The organism is Achromobacter aegrifaciens, assembly GCF_902859735.1.
Lineage (GTDB): Bacteria > Pseudomonadota > Gammaproteobacteria > Burkholderiales > Burkholderiaceae_B > Achromobacter > Achromobacter aegrifaciens.
In genome coordinates this window covers 162,599-180,502 of the sequence record NZ_CADIJY010000001.1, presented here as the reverse complement: position 1 = coordinate 180,502, position 17,904 = coordinate 162,599, and the positions used below count along the sequence as shown (strand labels likewise).

General features: G+C 67.5%; 20 protein-coding genes. 7 read left to right on the top strand and 13 right to left on the bottom strand.

Translation table 11 applies throughout. The features are described from left to right. Positions 1–2 precede the first annotated feature (2 nt). From HV766_RS00825 to HV766_RS00810, 4 genes are all read right to left on the bottom strand, one after another. Positions 3–1,010 (bottom strand): 2Fe-2S iron-sulfur cluster-binding protein, encoded by a 1,008-nt coding sequence (locus HV766_RS00825; RefSeq protein ID WP_054455317.1) that lies wholly within the window; start codon positions 1,008–1,010, stop codon positions 3–5. A 12-nt stretch (positions 1,011–1,022) separates the two neighbouring features. Next, on the bottom strand, positions 1,023–1,502 hold the full coding sequence (locus HV766_RS00820; RefSeq protein ID WP_119449912.1) for a GlcG/HbpS family heme-binding protein: 480 nt from the start codon (positions 1,500–1,502) through the stop codon (positions 1,023–1,025). Positions 1,503–1,541: 39 nt separating this feature from the next. After that, positions 1,542–3,002, bottom strand: a complete 1,461-nt coding sequence (locus HV766_RS00815; protein WP_175180386.1) for an aldehyde dehydrogenase family protein — start codon at positions 3,000–3,002, stop codon at positions 1,542–1,544. Positions 3,003–3,179: 177 nt separating this feature from the next. Then, positions 3,180–4,712, bottom strand: coding sequence for a hypothetical protein (locus HV766_RS00810; protein WP_175162036.1), 1,533 nt, complete (start codon positions 4,710–4,712; stop codon positions 3,180–3,182). A gap of 229 nt (positions 4,713–4,941) precedes the next feature. Here HV766_RS00810 and HV766_RS00805 point away from each other — a divergent pair, with 229 nt between their 5' ends. Further along, positions 4,942–5,685 (top strand): sulfite exporter TauE/SafE family protein, encoded by a 744-nt coding sequence (locus HV766_RS00805; protein WP_054455320.1) that lies wholly within the window; start codon positions 4,942–4,944, stop codon positions 5,683–5,685. Positions 5,686–5,764: 79 nt separating this feature from the next. Then, on the top strand, positions 5,765–6,484 hold the full coding sequence (locus tag HV766_RS00800) for a GntR family transcriptional regulator (RefSeq protein ID WP_054455322.1): 720 nt from the start codon (positions 5,765–5,767) through the stop codon (positions 6,482–6,484). 85 nt (positions 6,485–6,569) lie between these two features. Here the strand turns inward: HV766_RS00800 and HV766_RS00795 are convergent, their stop codons facing one another. The 4 genes from HV766_RS00795 to HV766_RS00780 form a co-directional block, all read right to left on the bottom strand. Continuing rightward, positions 6,570–6,920, bottom strand: a complete 351-nt coding sequence (locus HV766_RS00795) for a 2Fe-2S iron-sulfur cluster-binding protein (RefSeq protein WP_054455325.1) — start codon at positions 6,918–6,920, stop codon at positions 6,570–6,572. Continuing rightward, positions 6,917–7,246 carry a hypothetical protein gene (locus HV766_RS00790; protein WP_054455326.1) on the bottom strand — a complete coding sequence of 110 codons (330 nt, stop codon included), beginning with the start codon at positions 7,244–7,246 and terminating at the stop codon, positions 6,917–6,919. The genes HV766_RS00795 and HV766_RS00790 overlap by 4 nt, the downstream gene beginning before the upstream one ends. Positions 7,247–7,251: 5 nt before the next feature. Next, positions 7,252–7,551 carry a 2Fe-2S iron-sulfur cluster-binding protein gene (locus tag HV766_RS00785; RefSeq protein ID WP_054455328.1) on the bottom strand — a complete coding sequence of 100 codons (300 nt, stop codon included), beginning with the start codon at positions 7,549–7,551 and terminating at the stop codon, positions 7,252–7,254. A gap of 72 nt (positions 7,552–7,623) precedes the next feature. Beyond that, positions 7,624–8,355: an iron-containing redox enzyme family protein gene (locus tag HV766_RS00780; RefSeq protein ID WP_054455904.1), complete on the bottom strand. Its 732-nt coding sequence runs from the start codon at positions 8,353–8,355 to the stop codon at positions 7,624–7,626. Positions 8,356–8,592: 237 nt separating this feature from the next. On the opposite strand from HV766_RS00780, the gene HV766_RS00775 reads away from it, so the two are divergent. Then, on the top strand, positions 8,593–8,808 hold the full coding sequence (locus tag HV766_RS00775) for a hypothetical protein (protein WP_175180385.1): 216 nt from the start codon (positions 8,593–8,595) through the stop codon (positions 8,806–8,808). A 51-nt stretch (positions 8,809–8,859) separates the two neighbouring features. Here HV766_RS00775 and HV766_RS00770 read toward each other — a convergent pair whose 3' ends face one another. Beyond that, positions 8,860–9,255 (bottom strand): DUF2809 domain-containing protein, encoded by a 396-nt coding sequence (locus HV766_RS00770; RefSeq protein ID WP_175162034.1) that lies wholly within the window; start codon positions 9,253–9,255, stop codon positions 8,860–8,862. Positions 9,256–9,379: 124 nt separating this feature from the next. Between HV766_RS00770 and sorA the strand changes: the two genes are divergently transcribed. From sorA to HV766_RS00755, 3 genes are all read left to right on the top strand, one after another. After that, positions 9,380–10,615: a SorA family sulfite dehydrogenase catalytic subunit gene (gene sorA / locus HV766_RS00765; RefSeq protein ID WP_175180384.1), complete on the top strand. Its 1,236-nt coding sequence runs from the start codon at positions 9,380–9,382 to the stop codon at positions 10,613–10,615. Positions 10,616–10,625: 10 nt separating this feature from the next. Then, complete coding sequence (gene sorB, locus HV766_RS00760; RefSeq protein ID WP_054455334.1) at positions 10,626–10,970, top strand: SorB family sulfite dehydrogenase c-type cytochrome subunit; 345 nt, start codon at positions 10,626–10,628, stop codon at positions 10,968–10,970. 146 nt (positions 10,971–11,116) lie between these two features. Beyond that, positions 11,117–12,808, top strand: a complete 1,692-nt coding sequence (locus HV766_RS00755; protein ID WP_119449907.1) for an MFS transporter — start codon at positions 11,117–11,119, stop codon at positions 12,806–12,808. 27 nt (positions 12,809–12,835) lie between these two features. On the opposite strand, the gene HV766_RS00750 is transcribed toward HV766_RS00755, so the two are convergent. Genes HV766_RS00750 through HV766_RS00740 form a run of 3 tightly spaced genes read right to left on the bottom strand, consistent with a single transcriptional unit; the run spans position 12,836 to position 15,793 of the window. Continuing rightward, a complete protein-coding gene (locus HV766_RS00750; protein ID WP_119449906.1) occupies positions 12,836–13,573 on the bottom strand; it encodes a phosphoribosyltransferase in 738 nt (245 codons plus the stop codon). 27 nt (positions 13,574–13,600) lie between these two features. Further along, positions 13,601–14,785: a M20 aminoacylase family protein gene (locus HV766_RS00745; protein WP_119449905.1), complete on the bottom strand. Its 1,185-nt coding sequence runs from the start codon at positions 14,783–14,785 to the stop codon at positions 13,601–13,603. A 27-nt stretch (positions 14,786–14,812) separates the two neighbouring features. Continuing rightward, the gene (locus HV766_RS00740) at positions 14,813–15,793 is read right to left on the bottom strand and encodes a Bug family tripartite tricarboxylate transporter substrate binding protein (RefSeq protein ID WP_054455341.1); all 981 of its coding nucleotides are present in this window, start codon (positions 15,791–15,793) and stop codon (positions 14,813–14,815) included. A gap of 129 nt (positions 15,794–15,922) precedes the next feature. On the opposite strand from HV766_RS00740, the gene HV766_RS00735 reads away from it, so the two are divergent. Beyond that, positions 15,923–16,873, top strand: a complete 951-nt coding sequence (locus tag HV766_RS00735; RefSeq protein WP_175180383.1) for a LysR family transcriptional regulator — start codon at positions 15,923–15,925, stop codon at positions 16,871–16,873. A gap of 18 nt (positions 16,874–16,891) precedes the next feature. On the opposite strand, the gene HV766_RS00730 is transcribed toward HV766_RS00735, so the two are convergent. Then, positions 16,892–17,869, bottom strand: a complete 978-nt coding sequence (locus HV766_RS00730; RefSeq protein ID WP_175180382.1) for a tripartite tricarboxylate transporter substrate-binding protein — start codon at positions 17,867–17,869, stop codon at positions 16,892–16,894. Positions 17,870–17,904: the final 35 nt, after the last annotated feature.

Genomic DNA, 17,904 nt, shown 5'->3' with positions numbered 1-17,904 from the left:
GCTCAGGCCGCGGCCAGCGCGTGCTGGAAGGTGAAGCTGTCGGAGTACATGTGATCCAGGCTGGCGCCGCGCGCGGCCAGCAGGCTCTTGGCTTGGTGGATCATGTCTGGCGCGCCGCACAGGTAGAAGGCGTGCTCGGACAGATCCTGGTGGTCCTCCAGGACCGCTTGCTGCACATGGCCGCGGCGGCCCTGCCAATCGGCGCCCGCGCGCGACAGCACCGGCACGAAGTTGAATTCGTACAGCCGCCCCGCCCAGCTTTCGATCTCGTCGCGCAGATACAGGTCTGCTTCGGTGCGCATGCCCCAGTAGAGCGTGACGGGCGGGCAGTCCTCGTTGTCCAGCAGCGATTCCAGAATGGCCTTGATCGGCGCGATGCCGGTCCCCGTGGCCATCATGATGAGCGGCCGCCAGTCTTCCTCGTGGTAGCTGAATACGCCCAGCGGCGCTTCGATCTCCACGCCGGCGCCGGCTTGCGCCTGGCCCAGCCACTGATCGGTGTAACGGCCGCCGGGAATGCGACGCACATGGAAATCCACCAGGTTGCCGGCGGGTGCGGAAGCCATGGAAAAGCTGCGCGTCTCGCCGTCGGGCAGCACCACGTTCATGTACTGGCCCGGCACGTACTCCAGGCCCGCTTCTGGCAGCGCCAGCGTCAGGTGGATGACGTCATCGCAGAAGCGCTCGATGCGGTGGATGGTGGCGGGCAGGCGGCGCGGTTCGGGAAACGACTGCCGGCTGCTGGCCACGCTGATGCAAAGATCGCCCAGGGGCCGGGCCTGGCAGGCCAGCGCGTAGCCTTCGGCCGCTTCTTCGGGTGTCAGGGCCATGGGGAACTCTTCGTACTCCACGGCGCCGGATTCCAGCTTGATGCGGCAGGTGCCGCAGCCGCCGAAGGTGCACTCGTGCGGCAGCTTCACCGCCGAGCGTTCGGCGGCCTGCAGCACGGATTCGCCTTCTTCGACCTGGAACGACTCGTCGGTTTGCAGGATGTGCACGCGGTATGCCATGGCCGGCCTCGCTTATTTCTTGATGTCAGCCTCGACCAGCACTTTCATGCCGCGCGGCTCCAGCAGCGTCGCCAGTGCCGCAAGCGCGGCCAGACCAGCCTTGGTGTCCTGTTCGCCGTTGCCGCCGCTCAGGCCCACGCCGCCGATCACTTCGTTGTTGACCACAATGGGAAAGCCGCCGACAAACACGGCGAACTTGCCGTCAAAGCTCCACTGGATGCCGAACGCTTCGTTGCCGGGCAGCGCGGGACCGTTGGGCGGCGTGTTGAACAGATGCGTGGAACGCTTGTGCCCGGCCGCTGTGAATGCCTTGTTCCAGGCAATCTGCGGGCCGGTGATGCGGGCGCCGTCCATGCGTTCCAGCGCGATGGGATAGCCGCCGTCGTCGACGATGCAAATCGTCTCCAGCACGCCGATCTCTTCCGATTTGGCGATGGCCGCGCGCACCATCATGCGCGCTTCTTCAAGTTCCAGACGATAGACCTGCTTCATGGGGATGACCTCCTTTGCTTGCGTGTAGGGACCGCAGCCTCAGCCGGCGCGGTAGACAGTCTTGATCTGCGTGTAGAACTCCAGTCCCACGCGCCCCGATTCGCGGAACGTGGAGGTGCTGGAGTGCTTGAGTCCGCCGAACGGCGCGTTGATCAGGTTGCCGGTGGTGGTCCGATTGATCTTCACCGTGCCGGCCTGGATGTCGCGGGCGAAACGGTGGGCATAGCGCGCATCGGTGGTGGCGATGGCGGCCGACAGGCCGTATTCGGTGTCGTTGGCGCGGGCAATGGCGTCTTCGTAGCCGTCCACTTCAATCAGCGCGATCACCGGGCCGAAAATCTCTTCACGGGCGATGCGCATCTGCTGCGTGACGTCGGTGAACAGCGCGGGCGACACGTAATAGCCGCGTTCGAACCCGGCGCCCGTCAGGCGGTCGCCGCCGTACAGGTGCGTGGCCTCCTGCTTGCCGACCGCCACGTAGCCCAGCACGTTGTCCAGCTGCTTGGCGGTGGCCAGCGGCCCCAGGTCGAAGTTGCCGTCCAGGCCGTTGCCTATGGTCAGCGTCTTGATGCGGGCCAGCAGCTTGTCGGTGTAGGCCTGGCGCACGCGCTTGTCCACCAGCACCCGGCTGGTGCCGGTGCAGGCCTGGCCGCTGAGCGAAAAGCCGCCCTTCACAGTCAGGTCCACGGCGCGGTCCAGGTCGGCGTCCGCCAGCACGATCAAGGGATTCTTGCCGCCCAGTTCCATCTGCGTGCGGGTGGTCAGGCCGGCGGTCCGGTGGATCTGCTCGCCCGCGGCGGTGGAGCCTGTAAAGGAAATCGCCCGTACCGCGCGCGCACCGGTGATGGCCTCGCCCACGGCGCCGGCCGGGCCGGTCAGGAAGTTCAGCACCTCGGCCGGCAGGCCTGCCTGCACGAAGGCTTCGGTCAGCCGGTAGCCCGACATGGGTGCGTCGGACGAGGGCTTGAACACCACGGTATTGCCCGTGATGAGCGCCGGGGCAATCTTGCGGGCGGGGATGGAAATGGGGAAGTTCCAGGGGGAAATCACCGTCACCACGCCCAGCGGTTCGCGCTGGCTGTAGACCACCATGTCCGGATCGTCGTTGGGATAGGTTTCGCCCGTGAATGACTGCCCTTCCACTGCGTAGAAGCGGATCGTCTGCGCCGAACGCAGCACCTCGTCCCGGGCCAGGTTCAGGCTCTTGCCCTCTTCGCGGGTCAATTCGCGCGCGATGTCGTTGGCGTGGTCTTCCAGGTACTGGGCCGCGCGGAACAGGATGGCGGCGCGCTTGGAGATCGGCGTATCGCGCCAGCCGGCGAAGGCGGCCTCGGCGGATGCCACCGCCTGGCGGGCGTCTTCGGCGTCCGACACCTGGAAACGGCCCACGATGTCGCTGGTGTCGGCCGGGTTGATGTTGGGCGCCGTCTTGCCGGTGCCGCTGGGCACCCAGCTGCCGCCGATGTGGTTCAGGAATGTTTGCTGCGAGAGATCGTCCACGGAAGCTCTTCCTTAGTCTGCGCCCGTCTGGCCGCGAGTGCCTGGGCGGGTTGGCTTATGAACATTGTATACTTTAATCAATATGGATCGATACGTGTAAACCCCTGCTCCGGACAGGTCGCCACCTGGAAAAAAGGGTCCCCGCAGGGACCCCCAAAGCAGCGCCACAAACAGGTATCAGCTCCAGATCAGCACGGCGCAGATCGTGGAGACGAACAGCGCCAGCAGCACCGGCACCAGCAAGGCGCGCACCAGCGACAACACGTTCACCCGCGCAAAGCCCGCCACCGCGATCAGCGAGGACCAGGCGATCAGCGTGCCGCCGCCCGTCCAGACCGCGCCCATCTGGCCCACTGCCGCCAGCGTCGCCGGGTCCACGCCCACTACAGGGCCCAGGGCGCCGGACAGGGTGCCGGTCAGGGGCAGGCCGGCGAAGCCCGATCCGTCGATGCCGGTGATCATCCCGACCAGCAGCACGCCGAACGCCACGAGGAAATGGTTTTCAGGGATCAGGTGCTGGCCGGCGGAGATCACCTCGAACAGCAGGCCCGGCGCCTGCGCTTGCGGCACGCCCAGGATCTGCGCGGCGGTTTCATTGGCGCCCACGAAGAAGAAACCCGCGATCGGCAGCACCGAGCCCATGGCCTTGAAGGCGAACACGAAGCCGTCGGTGACGTGTTCCGGACAGACGTCCAGCATCTTGCGCGGGCCTTCCGCGGCCAGGGTCACCAGCATCATCACGACAAAGGCCACGCCGCCCACCAGCGCCGCCGCATCGCCGCCGCGCAGCGCGGGCAGGGACGGGAACAGGCGCGGCAGCACCATGACCGCGATCACCGCGAGAAAGGCCAACGGCGTCACCACGGCAAAGGTCTTGGACCAGCGCACGCGGCGGCGCTCTTCGTCGCTCAGGGCCGGGCCGCTGGGCAAGGCAGGGTCCGCGCCCATGGTGCCCCGGGCCAGCTCGGCCTTGTCGAAGGAGCCGGACTGTTCGATGCGCGCCAGGCTGCCGTCCTGCGCGCGGGCCTGCCAGGCGGACAGGAGCCCCGCATCGGCCGGCACGATGTGCTTGCGGATCAGCAGGTAAGCGGCCACCAGCGCGACCCCGCCGGTGATGAGCGATAGCACCAGCGCGCGGTCCGCGACCACGGCGGCGCTAACCGCCGCCCCGGCAGCCTTGGCGCTGATGCTGGGCGCCACGCCGATCACGTAGTCCGAGGACAGCGCCATGCCCTGGCCGGCGATGGCGATGGCCATGGCGCCCGCCAAGGGCGGCAGGCCCGCCGCGATGGCCGCGGGCAGCAGGATGGCGGACACCAGCGGCACCGCCGGCGTCGGCCAGAAGAACAGCGAGATCACATAAGTACAGAGGGCGATGATCAGGAAGGACGAATGCCCGCCCCGCATGACGCGGCGAAACGGCTGCACCATGCGCACGTCCGCCTGCAGGGTTTTCAGCGCATTGAGCAGCGCCGTCATGAAGGTGATCACCAGGAAGATGTTGAACAGCTCCTTGGCCGCCACGAAGCTGGCCGAGAAGATGCCTATCAGGGCGCTGATCGGATTGCCCGTGATGGCCAGCACCACCAGAAAGGTGCCGATGACCGACGGCACCACCACGTTGGCCCGCAGAATCATCGTCAGGATGATGGCGGCCACGCTGATCAGGTACATCCAGTGAGCAGCGTTGAGCACTACGTCCGCTTGCATGTGCTATTCCCCTTGTATGCGTGGCAGTTATGTCGCCACATTCGGTATACTATATTTCGTTTGTAGCCATACCAATCAAAATATGCAGCGCCTAGGGAAAGCGATAATTCTGAAAAATCCATGAATAGCGCCGAAAAATCAGGGGATTACCCTAGTTTTTGAAGCACTTCATGAAATTCGGAAAAATCCTGGATAGACTATCGTATACATAGTAAAGACTACTCCAGGCATGCCATCCTCCCTGCCGTATCCCGATCTTCTGCAGTACGCCACCATGGCCGCCGTGGTGTTCGGCGCCGCGATCGCGCAGGGCGTGGGCGGCGTGGGCTTCGCGATGTTCGCCGCGCCGGTGGCGGCCATGTTCTTTCCGCAGTTGGCGCCGGGGCCGCTCTTGACGCTGGGCGGCTTCATTTCGCTGCTGACCGCATTGCGCGAGCGGGCCGCCATCGACTGGCCTTCGGTGTCCTACGCGCTGGCGGGACGCGCCGTCGGTACGCTGATCGCGATCTACGCCATGACGCGCTTCGCGCCGCAGGCGCTGGGGGTGCTGTTCGCCGCCCTGATCCTGGTGGCCGTGGCGCTGAGCGCGGCCGGCCTGCACTTTTCCGCCACGCCCGGACGCGTGTCCGGCGCGGGCGTGGCCTCGGGCATCATGGGCACCATGACCTCGGTGGGCGCGCCGCCCATCGCCATCGTGATGCAGCACGCGGCGCCGCCGCGCCTGCGCGCCACGCTCGGCATGGTGCTGTTCCTGGGATCGATCTTCTCGCTGGCCATGCTGGCATGGGCCAAGCGGTATACGGGCTATCACGCCGGACTGGCGCTCAGCCTGGCGCCTTTCCTGCTGGCCGGTTTTGCGGTCTCCAACCGGCTGCGCCACCGTCTGCCGCCGCGCGCGGTGCGCGGCGTGCTGCTGGCGGTATGCGCCTTGGGCGCGCTGGGCGTACTGGCCAAGGCTTTTTGGGGACACTGATGCGGTGCGCCCCCCAAGCCATGCAGCTACACCCGGTAATACAATGGAGACTGTATCCATTAAGCCAAACCTGCTCGCCATGACAACCTCACCCGTCAGCCCGCAAGCCGCAGCAACGCAGCATTCCGCCTCGCTGAAGATCGGCGAGCAGCATCCGCAGTTGTTTGCCGTCATCCGCGACAAGCTGCGCGAGCGCATCCTCAGCGGCGAGTTCACGCCCGGCGACCGCCTGGTCGAGGGCCGCCTGTCCGAGGAAATGGGCGTCTCGCGCATCCCCGTGCGCGAAGCGCTGCGCGCATTGGCCGCCGAAGGCCTGGTGACCATCGAGCCGCGCCGCGGCGCGTCCGTGTCGGTGCTGTCCGACGCCGTCGCCTACGACATGGTGGAGGTGCGCGCCACGCTGGAAGGCCTGAACGCCAAGCTCGCGGCGCAGCGCCGCGATGAGAAAACCGTGGAACGCCTGCAGGCCTTCCTGCGCGAAGGCACGGAAGCGGCGCGCGGCGAACAGCTGGACAAGTTCCTGGCGCTGAATTCCCAGTTCCACGAAATGCTGGCCACCATCGGCGGCAACGTGGTGCTGACCGACCTGATGCGTTCGTTGCGCGACCGTACGGCGCTGCTGTTCGCGCCCAGCAATATGCTGCGCGCCAAGCAGAACTGGGATGAGCATTCCCAGATCCTCAACGCCGTCATCGCCGGCAACGGCGACCTGGCCGCGCTGCTGGCCAGCCAGCACGTGCATAACGCCGCCAAGGCCTATACGGAAGCCCAGCAGCAGCCGCACGCGTCGGTGGCCTGAACGGGCCTACCGCGCCTGAAACTCATCACACCGAGCCGGCCGCGCGGCCAGGAGCCAGCGCCGGTCGGCCAGGGCCTTGCAGCCCTCAGGTCGCCGCTTCCACGGGATCGGACGCCGCGCCGACCACCACGCCCTTGCCGTTCTGGATCACCCACGACACCTTCACATCGCCATTGACGAAGGTCTGGCAGGCCATGCGGTAGCCGGCCTCGAAGTCTTCGGGACGCAGATGCTTGCGCTCCTTCGGCTTGATGGCGTCGGTGTTTTCCAGCCCTTCCTCGATGCGGCACTTGCAGGTGCCGCACAGGCCGCCGCCGCACTTGAAGGGAATGCCGCCCTTTTCCTTGAGCGACACGCGCAGCAGATTGCTGTTCTCGGGCGCCGTGGCGACCTTGCCGCCATTGGAGATGAATGTGATCTGGACCATGTTGTTCAGTGCTCCGCGGCGACCGCGCCGGAGCGCAGCGTCAAGGTCGATTCCATGCTGCCAAAGCGCGTCAGGTGGGCCAGTTCCTTGCGGGCGGCTTCCACCGACGCGAACTTCTCCAGGAATTTGGAGGGCACGCGGTTCACCACGTAGGGCGGCGTTTCCTCGGTGACGATGAGCTTGGTGTCGCCATGCAGGCGGGCGATGCGGTAGACGGCCAGCGCGCGGCCGTAGAACGCGTAATCGTAGGTTTCAAGGATATCCACCGCGCCATCGTCCGCTTCCGTGCGGAATACGCCGGGCTTGGTGGTCAATATGACGTATACCGGGTCCATTGCCGCTATGCCTCCACGTCCTGGACCAGCTCGATGTCACTGGTAAGCCAGAGCTGGCACGCCAGCCGGTAACCCTGGTCGATGCGTTCGCCCAGCTGCTTTTTTTCCTTCCAGTTCACCGGCGGCAGATGCTCGGCCCCGGCCAGCACGCGGCAGGCGCATTTGGCGCACTTGCCCATGCCGCATTCGTAGCGCAGATGCGGATACGGAAACTGCTTGATGCCGGCCCGCACCACCAGGTTGGTGTTGTCCTTCACCACGTCGGTGTAGGTCTGGCCGCCCTTATGAAACACGATGGTAGGCATGGATACTCTGCTCTGGGTTCTGCGGGGCCGCGGCCGTCCGGCACGAAAGCGCCAGACGGCCTTGCGGTGTGCTCAGGCGGCAAGGCCCAGTTCGGGCAGCGTGATTTCCTGCTGCACGTAGTCGGTGTAGAGCGCGGTCGTGTACAGCAGCCGCATCTGCGCGCCGATCTCGCAGATCTTCAGGCAGCGCTGCTGCAGGTCCACCGTGTTGGCGTGCTCCAGCACGATCTGGTAGCCGCGTTCGCCGTGGATTTCGTCGGACACGATGTGCAGGTCGAAGAACTCCACTTCCTCGTCGGTGAAACCGTACTTCTCGCGCAGGGTCGGGGTCTGCTTGCGGTAGATGGACGGCACTTGCGATTCCAGGCCCACCACCAGCCCGGCCACCGCCACGATGGGGTCCTCGCGCATGGCCACGGCGTAGCACCAGCTTTGCAGGGCGCGCGTGGTGGGCGACATGTTGTCGGGGTTGGTGACGCGTTCGCGGGTGGTGCCGCAGGCTTCGGCAAAGCGGATCAGCAGGTCCGTGTGGCGGTCGCCCCCGATTTCCTCTTCATACATATTGGCCAGCAGGAAGTCCTTGGCCTCGGTGTAGGAGTCGGGCGTGCGGGCGTACAGATAGCCCAGGTAGTCGGCGAACGGGCCCACGTAGTGGTAGTGGTTCTCGGCCCAGCGCTGCAGATGCTGGCGGCTGAGCTTGCCTTCTGCCCAGGCGATGGAAAAGGGCGAAGCGTTGGCGCTCTTGCCCTTGATCGCGTTTTCCAACGCGGTACGGAATTCATCTCGGTTCATCAGTTCAGCCATGACTCGCTCCAGGTCCATTGGTGAGGATTCCAGGCTGGTCTAAGCCCGGGCATGTTGAACATTGTATACCGTCTACTATTTTGAACTGCTAGGGCAATCCCGGAGATTGGTCAAACGCTGCCCAATAAACAGGGACAGTCTTTATGGATCAATGACTTGGCGTGCGCACGCGGGGGCTGGCCGGAATGCGCACGCACTGGTACAATGAATACACTTTCAATGCAATACGGAAATACCATGAATACCCGCCATCCCCTGGGAGACGCCCCGATCGGCCAACAATTGCTGACGCATTACGCTCGCCGCGACGCCGTGCGCCACGCCACCCCGCTGTTTCCTTCGTCCTGGGCCGAGCTCTTCGCGCCGTTCCGCAACGCCCGCCTGCAGCCGCTGCGCGCAGCCAAGCCCGCCGCGCACGCGCACGACGACGGGCCGGTCTGCCAGGCAGGCTGATTCCCTGATGGAAGCCCGGCTGATTCGGCCGGGCACAAAGACGAAAAGCGCCTAGGCGCCGCGCAACGCGGCGCCCCGCCGCCGGTTCCAGGCGGCCAGCGCCAGCACCAGGAAGAATCCCAGCGTATAGGCCAGCATGTCCCACCAGTCGGGCACGCTGCCCAGGATCACGCGCAATACCGGCTGCTCCAGCCGCCAGCCGAAATACCGGGCCAGGTACTGCCCCAGTTCCACCGCGTAGCCGGTGCACAGCGCGGCCAGCGCCAGCGGCAGCACGCCGGCGCGGATGAAGCTGCGATACACCAGATAGGCCCAGCCCACCGCCACCACGTCGCCCACGAAGCCCCGCAACAGGGGATAGGGCGCGCCCAGGGTGGCGATCAGCGCTTCCAGCGCGGTTACGGCCAGCAGCGCGGCAAAGGCGCGCTTGTTGAAGGTCAGGGTCATCGGTGCGAAAAACGCGGAAATTGAAACGGGCAGCGCGGACGTTAACGCATTTGTCAGGCCGCCGCGCGTAGGCTCGTCTGAACGCGCCGGGGCAGGGCGCTGACAAGAACGAGGAGACACCAAGATGAGCACATCCGACCCGAATGGGCGCCGGCGCTTCCTGCGCCAGGCCTGTACGCTGGGCGCCACCGGCACGCTGGCCGGCCATGCGCTGACCAGCCTGGCGGCGCCGGCCACCGTCACGCTGCCGTTCGCCAACGGCGAGCGCGACCTGATCGCCTATCCGCAAAAGCGGCCCCTGATCCGCCAGACCTCGCGCCCGCCGCAGCTGGAAACGCCGTTCGCGGTCTTCAATGAGAACATCATCACGCCCAACGACGCGTTCTTCGTGCGCTACCACCTGGGCAACATCCCCACCGCCATCGACCTGAACACCTACCGCATCAAGGTCAGCGGGCTGGTGGACAAACCCCTGGAGCTGTCGCTGGCGGACCTGAAGCAGCAGTTCGGCAAGCCCGTGGAACTGGTGGCTGTCACCCAGTGCTCGGGCAACAGCCGCGGCTTCTTCGCGCCACGCGTGGGCGGGGGGCAACTGGGCAACGGCGCCATGGGCAATGCCCGCTGGCTGGGCATCCCGCTCAAGCGCGTGCTGGAAAAAGCCGGCATCCGCGCCGGCGCGCGCCAGGTGACGTTCGAGGGCATGGACCGCCCGGTGCTGCCCGGCACGCCGGAGTTCATCAAGGCGCTGGACGCCGCCCATGCGCTGGACGGCGAAGTCATGCTGGCCTACGCCATGAACGGCGCCGACCTGCCCATGCTCAACGGCTATCCCGTGCGCCTGGTGGTGCCGGGGTACTACGGCACCTACTGGGTCAAGCACCTGGCCGACATCAAGGTGCTGGACAAGGAGTTCGACGGCTTCTGGATGCAGAAGGCCTACCGCATTCCCGACAATGATTGCGCCTGCACGCCGCCGGGCAAGGCGCCGGAGAAGACGCGCCCCATCGGCCGCTACAACGTGCGCAGCTTCATCACCAGCCTTGCCGAAGGCGCCCGCGTCGCCCGCGGCAAGCCGGTACAGGTGCGCGGCATCGCCTTCGATGGCGGCAAGGGCATACGCGAGGTCCAGTTCTCGTCGGACGACGGCAAGACCTGGCAGGCCGCCAAGCTCGGCCGCGACCTGGGCCGCTATTCCTTCCGCGAATGGCACGCCGATTTCACGCCCAAGGCCGCCGGCGACTACACGCTGAAGGTCCGCGCCACCAACACGGCCGGCGAAACCCAGCCGCTGGACCCGCTGTGGAACCCGGCCGGCTACATGCGCAACGTGGTCGAAGCCGTCCGCGTCACCGCCGCCTGAGGAGAGCGCCATGAACCGCCTTATCCGTCGCTGCCTGCCGGCGCTCGCGCTGGCCTGCGCCTGTCTCTCCCCGGCCGCCCAGGCCCTGGAAATCAAGCTGCCCCAGGAAACCGCCACACTGCATTCCGGCACCGGCGCGGGGGCCCAGCATGCGGCCCTGTGCCTGATGTGCCATTCGGTGGACTACGTATCGTCGCAGCCGCCCATGCCCCTGGGCTTCTGGGACGCCGAGGTCAAGAAGATGGTGGGCACCTACGGCGCCCCCATACCCGCCGACCAGGTGCCGTTGATCGTGGAATACCTGAACCAGGCCTATCCGCCGGCCCCTGCGCCGGCCCCGGCCGCCAAGCAATAGGCGGCCTCCCAGCAGCAGCCCCGGGGCGGCGCGCGACCGCCCCGCAGCGCCGCGCGCGCTCCCTTCGATCGCTGGCTTAGGCGTACCATTACCCGACCCAGACCACGTCCGAAAGGAGCGCCCGCCCGGCGCCCCGGAAGAACCCCATGCTGCAACCCGTTTCGGCCAACACCGATCTGCCCGCGGACGCGCCAGCCGCCCCCGCCCCCGTGCTGCAGGTCAGCACGCTATCCCCCTTCGCGTTTCCGGCGTTCCGCATCATCTGGATTGCCAACCTGTTCGCCAACCTGGGCACCTGGGCGCAATCCGTCGCTGCCGCATGGATCATCACCACCGAGCAAAGCAGCCCGCTGATGGTCGCCATGATCCAGGTGGCCGCCGCCTTCCCGCTGGTGGCGCTGTCCATCCTGACCGGCGTGCTGGCGGACAACTACGACCGCCGCAAGGTCATGCTGACCGGCATGCTGCTGGAGCTGACGGGCGGCGTCTTCATCACCATCCTGGCCTTTGCCGGCCTGCTGCATCCCATCACGCTGATCGCGTCGGTGTTCTGCATCGCCATCGGCAGCGCCATCGTCACGCCGGCCTGGCAGGCCGCCGTGGGCGAACAGGTGCCGCGCGCGCATGTCGGCAGCGCGGTACTGCTGAACAGCGTCAACTTCAACGTGGCGCGCGCGGTAGGCCCGGCCATCGGCGGCCTGCTGCTGGGCGCCATGGGCGCGCCCTGGGTGTTCCTGCTGAACTGCTTTTGCTACGGCGGCCTGATCTGGGCGATCTGGCGCTGGAAACGCGACCTGCCCGTGCGCCGCCTGCCGCCCGAAGGCATCCTGGAAGGCGTGGTCGCCGCGCTGCGCTACACCCAGCATTCAACCGTCACCCGCGTCGTGATGCTGCGCTCGTTCGCCTTTGGCCTGTCGGCCAGCGCGCTATGGGCCTTGCTGCCGCTGCTGGCGCACGAACACGAAGGCGGCAGCGCCCTGCTGTACGGCTACATGCTGGGCGCGCTGGGCCTGGGCGCGATCCTCGGCAGCGCCGTGGTGCGGCGGGTCCAGGCGACCTTGGGCGCGAGCGGCCTGATCAGCGTGGCGGCGGCCCTCCTGGCCGCGTGCCTGCTGGCGCTGGGCCTGGCCGGCACCCTGTGGGTGGCTTTTCCCGCGCTGCTGCTGTCCGGCAGCTGCTGGATCGGCGTGCTGGCCACCTACAACACCACCGTCCAGATGCTGGTGCCGGACTGGGTCAAGGCGCGCGCGCTGGCGCTGTACCAGACGGCCATCTTCGGCGGCCTGGCGGCTGGCTCCTTCATGTGGGGCCATTTCGCCGGCACCATGGGCGTTTCCGGCGCCCTGGCCACCGCCGGCATCATGCTGGGCATCACCGTCGCGCTGATGTACCGCTCGCGGCTGCCCGAACATCTGGACACCACGTCGCTGGCGCGCGCGGACGCCACCGAGCCGGCGATGGCCGCGGTCGGCTTCAACACGCAGCACGGCGCGGTGCTGGTCGCCGTGGAGTACCTGATCGAAAAGGAAAAGCTGTCCGCGCTGATCGGCGCGGCGCATCCGCTGCGCCTCATGCGGCTGCGCAACGGCGCGCAGCAATGGCAGCTGTTCCGCGACCTGGAGCGCGAGGGCGTCTGGCGCGAAGTCTTCCTGGTGGAAAGCTGGATGCAGTACCTGCGCATGATCGACCGCATGACGCTGGAGGACAAGATGGTGCTGGACAAGGTGCGCGCGCTGCACGCCGGCGACAAGCCGCCGGTGGTGTCGCGCAACGTCAGCTATCTGGCCATGAACGAGGCGCAGGGCTTCTCGCTGCGCCGCGATCCGGAGTCTCTGTAGGCGCCGCGCCGGCGGGCCTGCCGGGCTTCAGGCGGCCGTTTCGGGCGCCCAGCCCGCGGCCGTGCGGCGCATGCGCGGCGACTCGAACGCACAGGCCACCGGAATCGGCGCGCCATCCGCGTCCACCAGCCGCTCGCGCCAGCGCTCGCCCTGGCACATGGCCACGACGATGCCCGCCACTTCCGCGCCGCAGCGCGCCAGCAGTTCCAGCGCGGACAGCATCGTCTGCCCCGTGCTGACGGCGTCGTCCACCACCAGCACGCGGCGCCCCGCCAGGCTGCCCGCCAGATTCGGATCCACGTACAGCAGCTTTCCGGCATCCGGCGTGGTCAGCGACTGTACCGGCACGGCCAGGCGTTCGTCGTACCAATACTTGCGCGAATAACCGAAGGGCACGTAGCGCGTGAACCCCAGGCCGCGCGCCACCATGGGCGCGAAAGCGAGGCCCAGCGTCGGCAGGCCCACGACCACCTCGGCCTTGAAGGCGCGCGCGCGCTCGGCCATGAAGCCGGCCAGGGCATCGACCACCTCCAGGCTGGCATGGTTGGCAATCAGCGAGGCCACGCAGCGATCAGGGTCGCCGGGCACGCCGCGCAGCGGCAGCACCAGGTAGCGGCCGTCAGGCAGCCGTGCTGGATAGCCGCGGGAATAGGGCGGACCCACCGGCAGCGCCAGCGCATCGGCGCTGACGATCTCCTGCCAGTAGTCGGTGGTGGCGTCGAAGGCCGGCGCGCCGGCGGCAATCGGGTCGTGTGAGGCAGTCATGCGTCGCGGAAAAGTAGCGGCTGCCGGTCAGCGCGCGCCGGCGGCCAGATAGGCTTCCGCCAGCGTCACCCAGTAGCTGGCCGTGACCGGCAGGATGTCGTCGTTGAAATCGTAATCGGGGTTGTGCACCATGCAGCCGCCTTCGCCCTCGCCATTGCCGACGATGAAATAGCTGCCGGGCACCTGCTCCAGCATGAAGGCGAAATCATCGCTGGCCTGCAACGGCTCCAGGTCGGGGATCAGCAGGTGTTCGCCCAGCCAGCCGCGCGCGACCTCGGCCGCGAACTGCGTGGCGGCGCGGTCATTGACCACCGGCGGATAGCGCCAGCGGTAGTCCACGTCGACGCTGGCGCGGTGCACCGCGGCCTGCGCCGTAGCGATCGCCGTGATGCGCTCGCGCAACAGCGCGCGCGTTTCAGGGCGGCGTGCGCGCACCGTCAGGCGCAGCTCCACCGACTTGGGAATCACGTTGGGCGCGTCACCGCCGTGGATGGCGCCTATGGTCACCACCGCCATGTCGTTGGGATCGATCTCGCGCGAGACGATGGTCTGCAAGGCCAGCACGATGCTGGCCGCCGCCACGATGGGGTCCACCGCCACGTGCGGCATGGCCCCATGGCCGCCCACGCCGCTGACGGTCAGGATCACCGTGTCGGACGAGCTGTACATCACGCCGGAGCGGAAACCGAAATGGCCGGCCGGATAGCCCGGCTCGTTGTGGAAGCTGTAGACGGCGTCGCAAGGAAAGCGTTCGAACAGGCCGTCGGCAATCATCTTCTGCGCGCCGCCATGACCTTCCTCGGCGGGCTGGAAGATCAGGTGCACGGTGCCGTCGAAACGGCTGCGTTCGGCCAGCGCGCGGGCCGCGGCCAGCAACGTGGCCGTGTGGCCGTCGTGGCCGCAGGCGTGCATCTTGCCGGGATTCTGGCTGGCGTAGGGCAGGCCGGTGGTCTCATGGATGGGCAGGGCGTCCATATCGGCGCGCAGGCCCAGCCGGCGCGCGCCGCTGCCCCGGCGCAAGGTGCCCACCACGCCGGTCACGCCCAGGCCGCGATGCACTTCGTAGCCCCAGGCCGCCAGCCTTTCGGCCACCAGTTCGGCCGTGGCGACCTCCTGATAGGCCAGTTCGGGATTGGCGTGGATGCGATGGCGCAACGCCACCATCTCTTCCTGGATGGCCTGGATCTCGGGCAGCACGGGGGGGGTATTCATGGCATGGCTTCCTGCAAAGGGGCAGGCCTATTCCTGCTGGATGTTGGCGCTCTTCACGATGTGCGCGTACAAGGCTTTTTCCTTCTTCAGGAAAGCGGCGAAATCCTGCGGCGTGCCCTGTCCGGGCATGGCGCCGCCTTCGGCCAGGCGCTTTTGCACCTCGTCCAAGCGCAGCACCGCATTCAGCTCCTGGTTCAGCCGCTCGACCACGGCGGGGTCGGTGCCAACCGGCACGAACACGCCGGTCCAGGTGTTGAGTTCAAAGCCCTTGAGCGCCGGCGTCTCGCCAAACGCCTGCACCTGCGGCAACGTGTCCACGCGCGCGGCGGACGTCACGCCCAGCGCGTGCAGCTTCTTCTGCTGCACCAGCGGCGTGGCGCTCGTGGTCACCAGCAGGCCCAGGTCCACCTGGCCGCCCATGACGTCGTTGGTGATCTGCGCGCCGCCGCGGTAGGGCACATGCACCAGTTTGACCTTTGCCTGGTCCTGCATCACCTCCATCGCCAGATGTAGCACGGTGCCCACGCCCGACGAAGCGTAGGTCAGCGTGTCGGGTTTCTCGCGCGCCAGCGCGATCAGCTCGTCCATGTTCTGCACCGGCAGGCCCGGACGCGCCAACAGCACCACGGGCGCGGTGGTCACCAGCGCCACCGGCGCGAGATCGGTTTCGGCGTCGTACTTCACGGCCGAGTTGATCAGCCGGGCCACGCTGATCGGGCCGTCAAAGCCCATCACCAGCGTGTAGCCGTCCGGCTTGGCATGCACGGCCTTGGCCACGCCCAGCACGCCGCCCGCGCCCGCCACGTTGTCGACGATGACGGACTGCTTGAGGCGGTCCGACAGCTTTTGCGCCACCAGGCGCGCCGTGGTGTCGACGTTGCCGCCCGGACTGAACGGCACGATCAGGGTCAGGGGCCGGGCGTCGGGCCAGGTGTCGGCGCCGGCCGCGGGGGCAAGGCACAGCGCGGCGGCCAGCGCGGACACGGACAGGAACAGGCGTTTGAACATGGAAGGAGCGGGGTCGGAGCGAGGAACGCGCGTGGAACCGGCAGCGCGGAGGAGGGCGACGGCGCCATCCTAACCAGATCCTGGTGATAACTGAAATGCTATATTTTTATAGATTCATCAGGCAAATCTATGACCAAGCGCCCTGCTTCCGATGGCCACGCTGCCCCCGCCCGCCAGCCCACGCTACGCCAGTTGCGCGGCTTCAAGGAAGTGGCCCGCCACGCCAGTTTCAGCCGCGCCGCCGAGGCCCTGGCGCTGAGCCAGCCGGCCCTGTCCGCCGCCATCCGCGAGCTGGAAACGCTGATGGGCGTGGCCCTGTTCGAGCGCAGCACCCACCATGTGCGCCTGACGCCCGCCGGACAAGCGGCGCGCGCGCAGATCGAATGGCTGCTTAACAGCTATACGCAGGGCGCCGAAGACCTGCAGCGCCTGCTGGACACGCAGGCCGCCACGGTGCGCATCGGCTGCATTCCGTCCACCATGCACCTGCTGGCGCCGGTGGTGGCGCAATGGCGCCTGCGCCATCCCGAAATCGTGCTGATCCTCAGCGACCACCTCAACGACGAACTCATGGCCGCGCTGGGCAATGGCGAACTGGATATTGGCCTGGGCCTGGACTTCGGCCTCACGCCCGGCGTGGCCGCGGCTTTCGTGGCCGAGGACGACCTGGTCGCGGTGCTGGCCGATACGCACCGGCTGGCGCGGCGCCAGGCGGTGACCTGGCAGGATTTGAAGGCGGAGCCATTGGCCGTGCTGTCGCGCGGCAGCACCTACGAAATGATCGTGGCCACGCTGCGCCAGCTGGGCTCGGACCTGGCCGCGACCGACACCCTGAATTACACCGACACGCTTTACAGCCTGGTGCGCGCGGGATTGCGCGTGGGCCTGATCTCGCGCCTGTACACGCAGGGGCAGCGGCAGGACGGCCTGGCCATCGTGCCATTGCAGCGTCCGCGGCTCACGCGGCGCATCTGCCTGATGATGCGCGCGCCCGAACAGCAGGCCCGCGCCGCGGTGCGGCTTTGCCACGCCGAACTGGCCCAATTGCTGCGCGAACGCGCGGCCATCCGGACACCCTAGAAAGCCGGACGCGGGCGCTCAGCCGCCCGTCCGCGCACGCCAGGCCACGGCGCGTTCGGCCCAGGCCTGATGGATCGCGTTCATGTTGCGCGCCAGCGTGGCGGCATCGCCGAAATTCACACGCGACCCCTGCAAGTGCAGCTGCATGCGGACTTCCTCCGATTCGAGCGCCCCCGCCACCTGCTGCTGCAGTTGCTCGACGCGGGCCGGCGCCACGCCGCGCGGCGCGAACAAGCCGGCCACACCGCCGCGCTCCAGTCCCGCGAAGCCCTGCTCGGCAAAGGTGGGAACATCGGCCAGATCGGCATGGCGGCCTGGACCCGAAATCGCCAGCAGGCGCAGCCGCCCGGCGCTTGCCGGCTCCCGCAATTCGGCCAGGGATGTCAGGCCCAGCGCCAGATAGCCGGCCTGCAGATCGGTCACCAATGGCGCGCCGCCGCGATAGCACACTGCCGTGGCCGCCACGCCGAAACGCTCGGCCAGCAGCTCCACGGCCAGCTCCGGCACGCTGCCGGGCGCCGGCACGCCCACCGGCAGCGGCCCCTCGTGTCCGCGCAGATCCTGCAGCTTCAACCAAGGCGAATCCGCCCTGACCGCCAGCGCAATGGCGCTCTGGTCGGTCGTCTGTGCCACCGCCGCGAAATCATCCGGCGACGCAAAGCCGGCCTGCGCCACGATATGCGGCAAGATGGCCAAGGTGTGCTCGTTGGTGAACAGCAGGGTATGCCCATCCGGGCGCGCAGCCAGCAGCTCCTGCGCCGCCAGCAAGCCCCCCGCGCCTGGCCGATTTTCGACCAGCACCACCTCGCCCAGGCCGGCCTCCAACTGCCGCGCCAACAAACGGGCGATCACATCCACCCCGCCCCCCGGAGGAAAGCCGACCAGGATGCGAGTCAGAGGCACGGCCCCAAGACGCCCTGCCGCCGCAGCGCCCAGAACGCCCAGCGCGAGCGCCGGCAAGAGCCGGCGACGGCGCTGGGATACGCCAAATTGCATGGTCGACCACTCCTTGGAAACGCGGCCGGGTGCCG

What these genes read in the sequence shown, in the direction of transcription:
- HV766_RS00825 (WP_054455317.1), bottom strand. Translation starts at nt 1,010, where the DNA reads ATGGCATACCGCGTGCACATCCTGCAAACCGACGAGTCGTTCCAGGTC.
- HV766_RS00820 (WP_119449912.1), bottom strand. Translation starts at nt 1,502, where the DNA reads ATGAAGCAGGTCTATCGTCTGGAACTTGAAGAAGCGCGCATGATGGTG.
- HV766_RS00810 (WP_175162036.1), bottom strand. Translation starts at nt 4,712, where the DNA reads ATGCAAGCGGACGTAGTGCTCAACGCTGCTCACTGGATGTACCTGATC.
- HV766_RS00805 (WP_054455320.1), top strand. Translation starts at nt 4,942, where the DNA reads ATGCCATCCTCCCTGCCGTATCCCGATCTTCTGCAGTACGCCACCATG.
- HV766_RS00800 (WP_054455322.1), top strand. Translation starts at nt 5,765, where the DNA reads ATGACAACCTCACCCGTCAGCCCGCAAGCCGCAGCAACGCAGCATTCC.
- HV766_RS00790 (WP_054455326.1), bottom strand. Translation starts at nt 7,246, where the DNA reads ATGGACCCGGTATACGTCATATTGACCACCAAGCCCGGCGTATTCCGC.
- HV766_RS00785 (WP_054455328.1), bottom strand. Translation starts at nt 7,551, where the DNA reads ATGCCTACCATCGTGTTTCATAAGGGCGGCCAGACCTACACCGACGTG.
- HV766_RS00780 (WP_054455904.1), bottom strand. Translation starts at nt 8,355, where the DNA reads ATGGCTGAACTGATGAACCGAGATGAATTCCGTACCGCGTTGGAAAAC.
- HV766_RS00775 (WP_175180385.1), top strand. Translation starts at nt 8,593, where the DNA reads ATGAATACCCGCCATCCCCTGGGAGACGCCCCGATCGGCCAACAATTG.
- HV766_RS00770 (WP_175162034.1), bottom strand. Translation starts at nt 9,255, where the DNA reads ATGACCCTGACCTTCAACAAGCGCGCCTTTGCCGCGCTGCTGGCCGTA.
- sorA (WP_175180384.1), top strand. Translation starts at nt 9,380, where the DNA reads ATGAGCACATCCGACCCGAATGGGCGCCGGCGCTTCCTGCGCCAGGCC.
- sorB (WP_054455334.1), top strand. Translation starts at nt 10,626, where the DNA reads ATGAACCGCCTTATCCGTCGCTGCCTGCCGGCGCTCGCGCTGGCCTGC.
- HV766_RS00755 (WP_119449907.1), top strand. Translation starts at nt 11,117, where the DNA reads ATGCTGCAACCCGTTTCGGCCAACACCGATCTGCCCGCGGACGCGCCA.
- HV766_RS00750 (WP_119449906.1), bottom strand. Translation starts at nt 13,573, where the DNA reads ATGACTGCCTCACACGACCCGATTGCCGCCGGCGCGCCGGCCTTCGAC.
- HV766_RS00745 (WP_119449905.1), bottom strand. Translation starts at nt 14,785, where the DNA reads ATGAATACCCCCCCCGTGCTGCCCGAGATCCAGGCCATCCAGGAAGAG.
- HV766_RS00740 (WP_054455341.1), bottom strand. Translation starts at nt 15,793, where the DNA reads ATGTTCAAACGCCTGTTCCTGTCCGTGTCCGCGCTGGCCGCCGCGCTG.
- HV766_RS00735 (WP_175180383.1), top strand. Translation starts at nt 15,923, where the DNA reads ATGACCAAGCGCCCTGCTTCCGATGGCCACGCTGCCCCCGCCCGCCAG.
- HV766_RS00730 (WP_175180382.1), bottom strand. Translation starts at nt 17,869, where the DNA reads ATGCAATTTGGCGTATCCCAGCGCCGTCGCCGGCTCTTGCCGGCGCTC.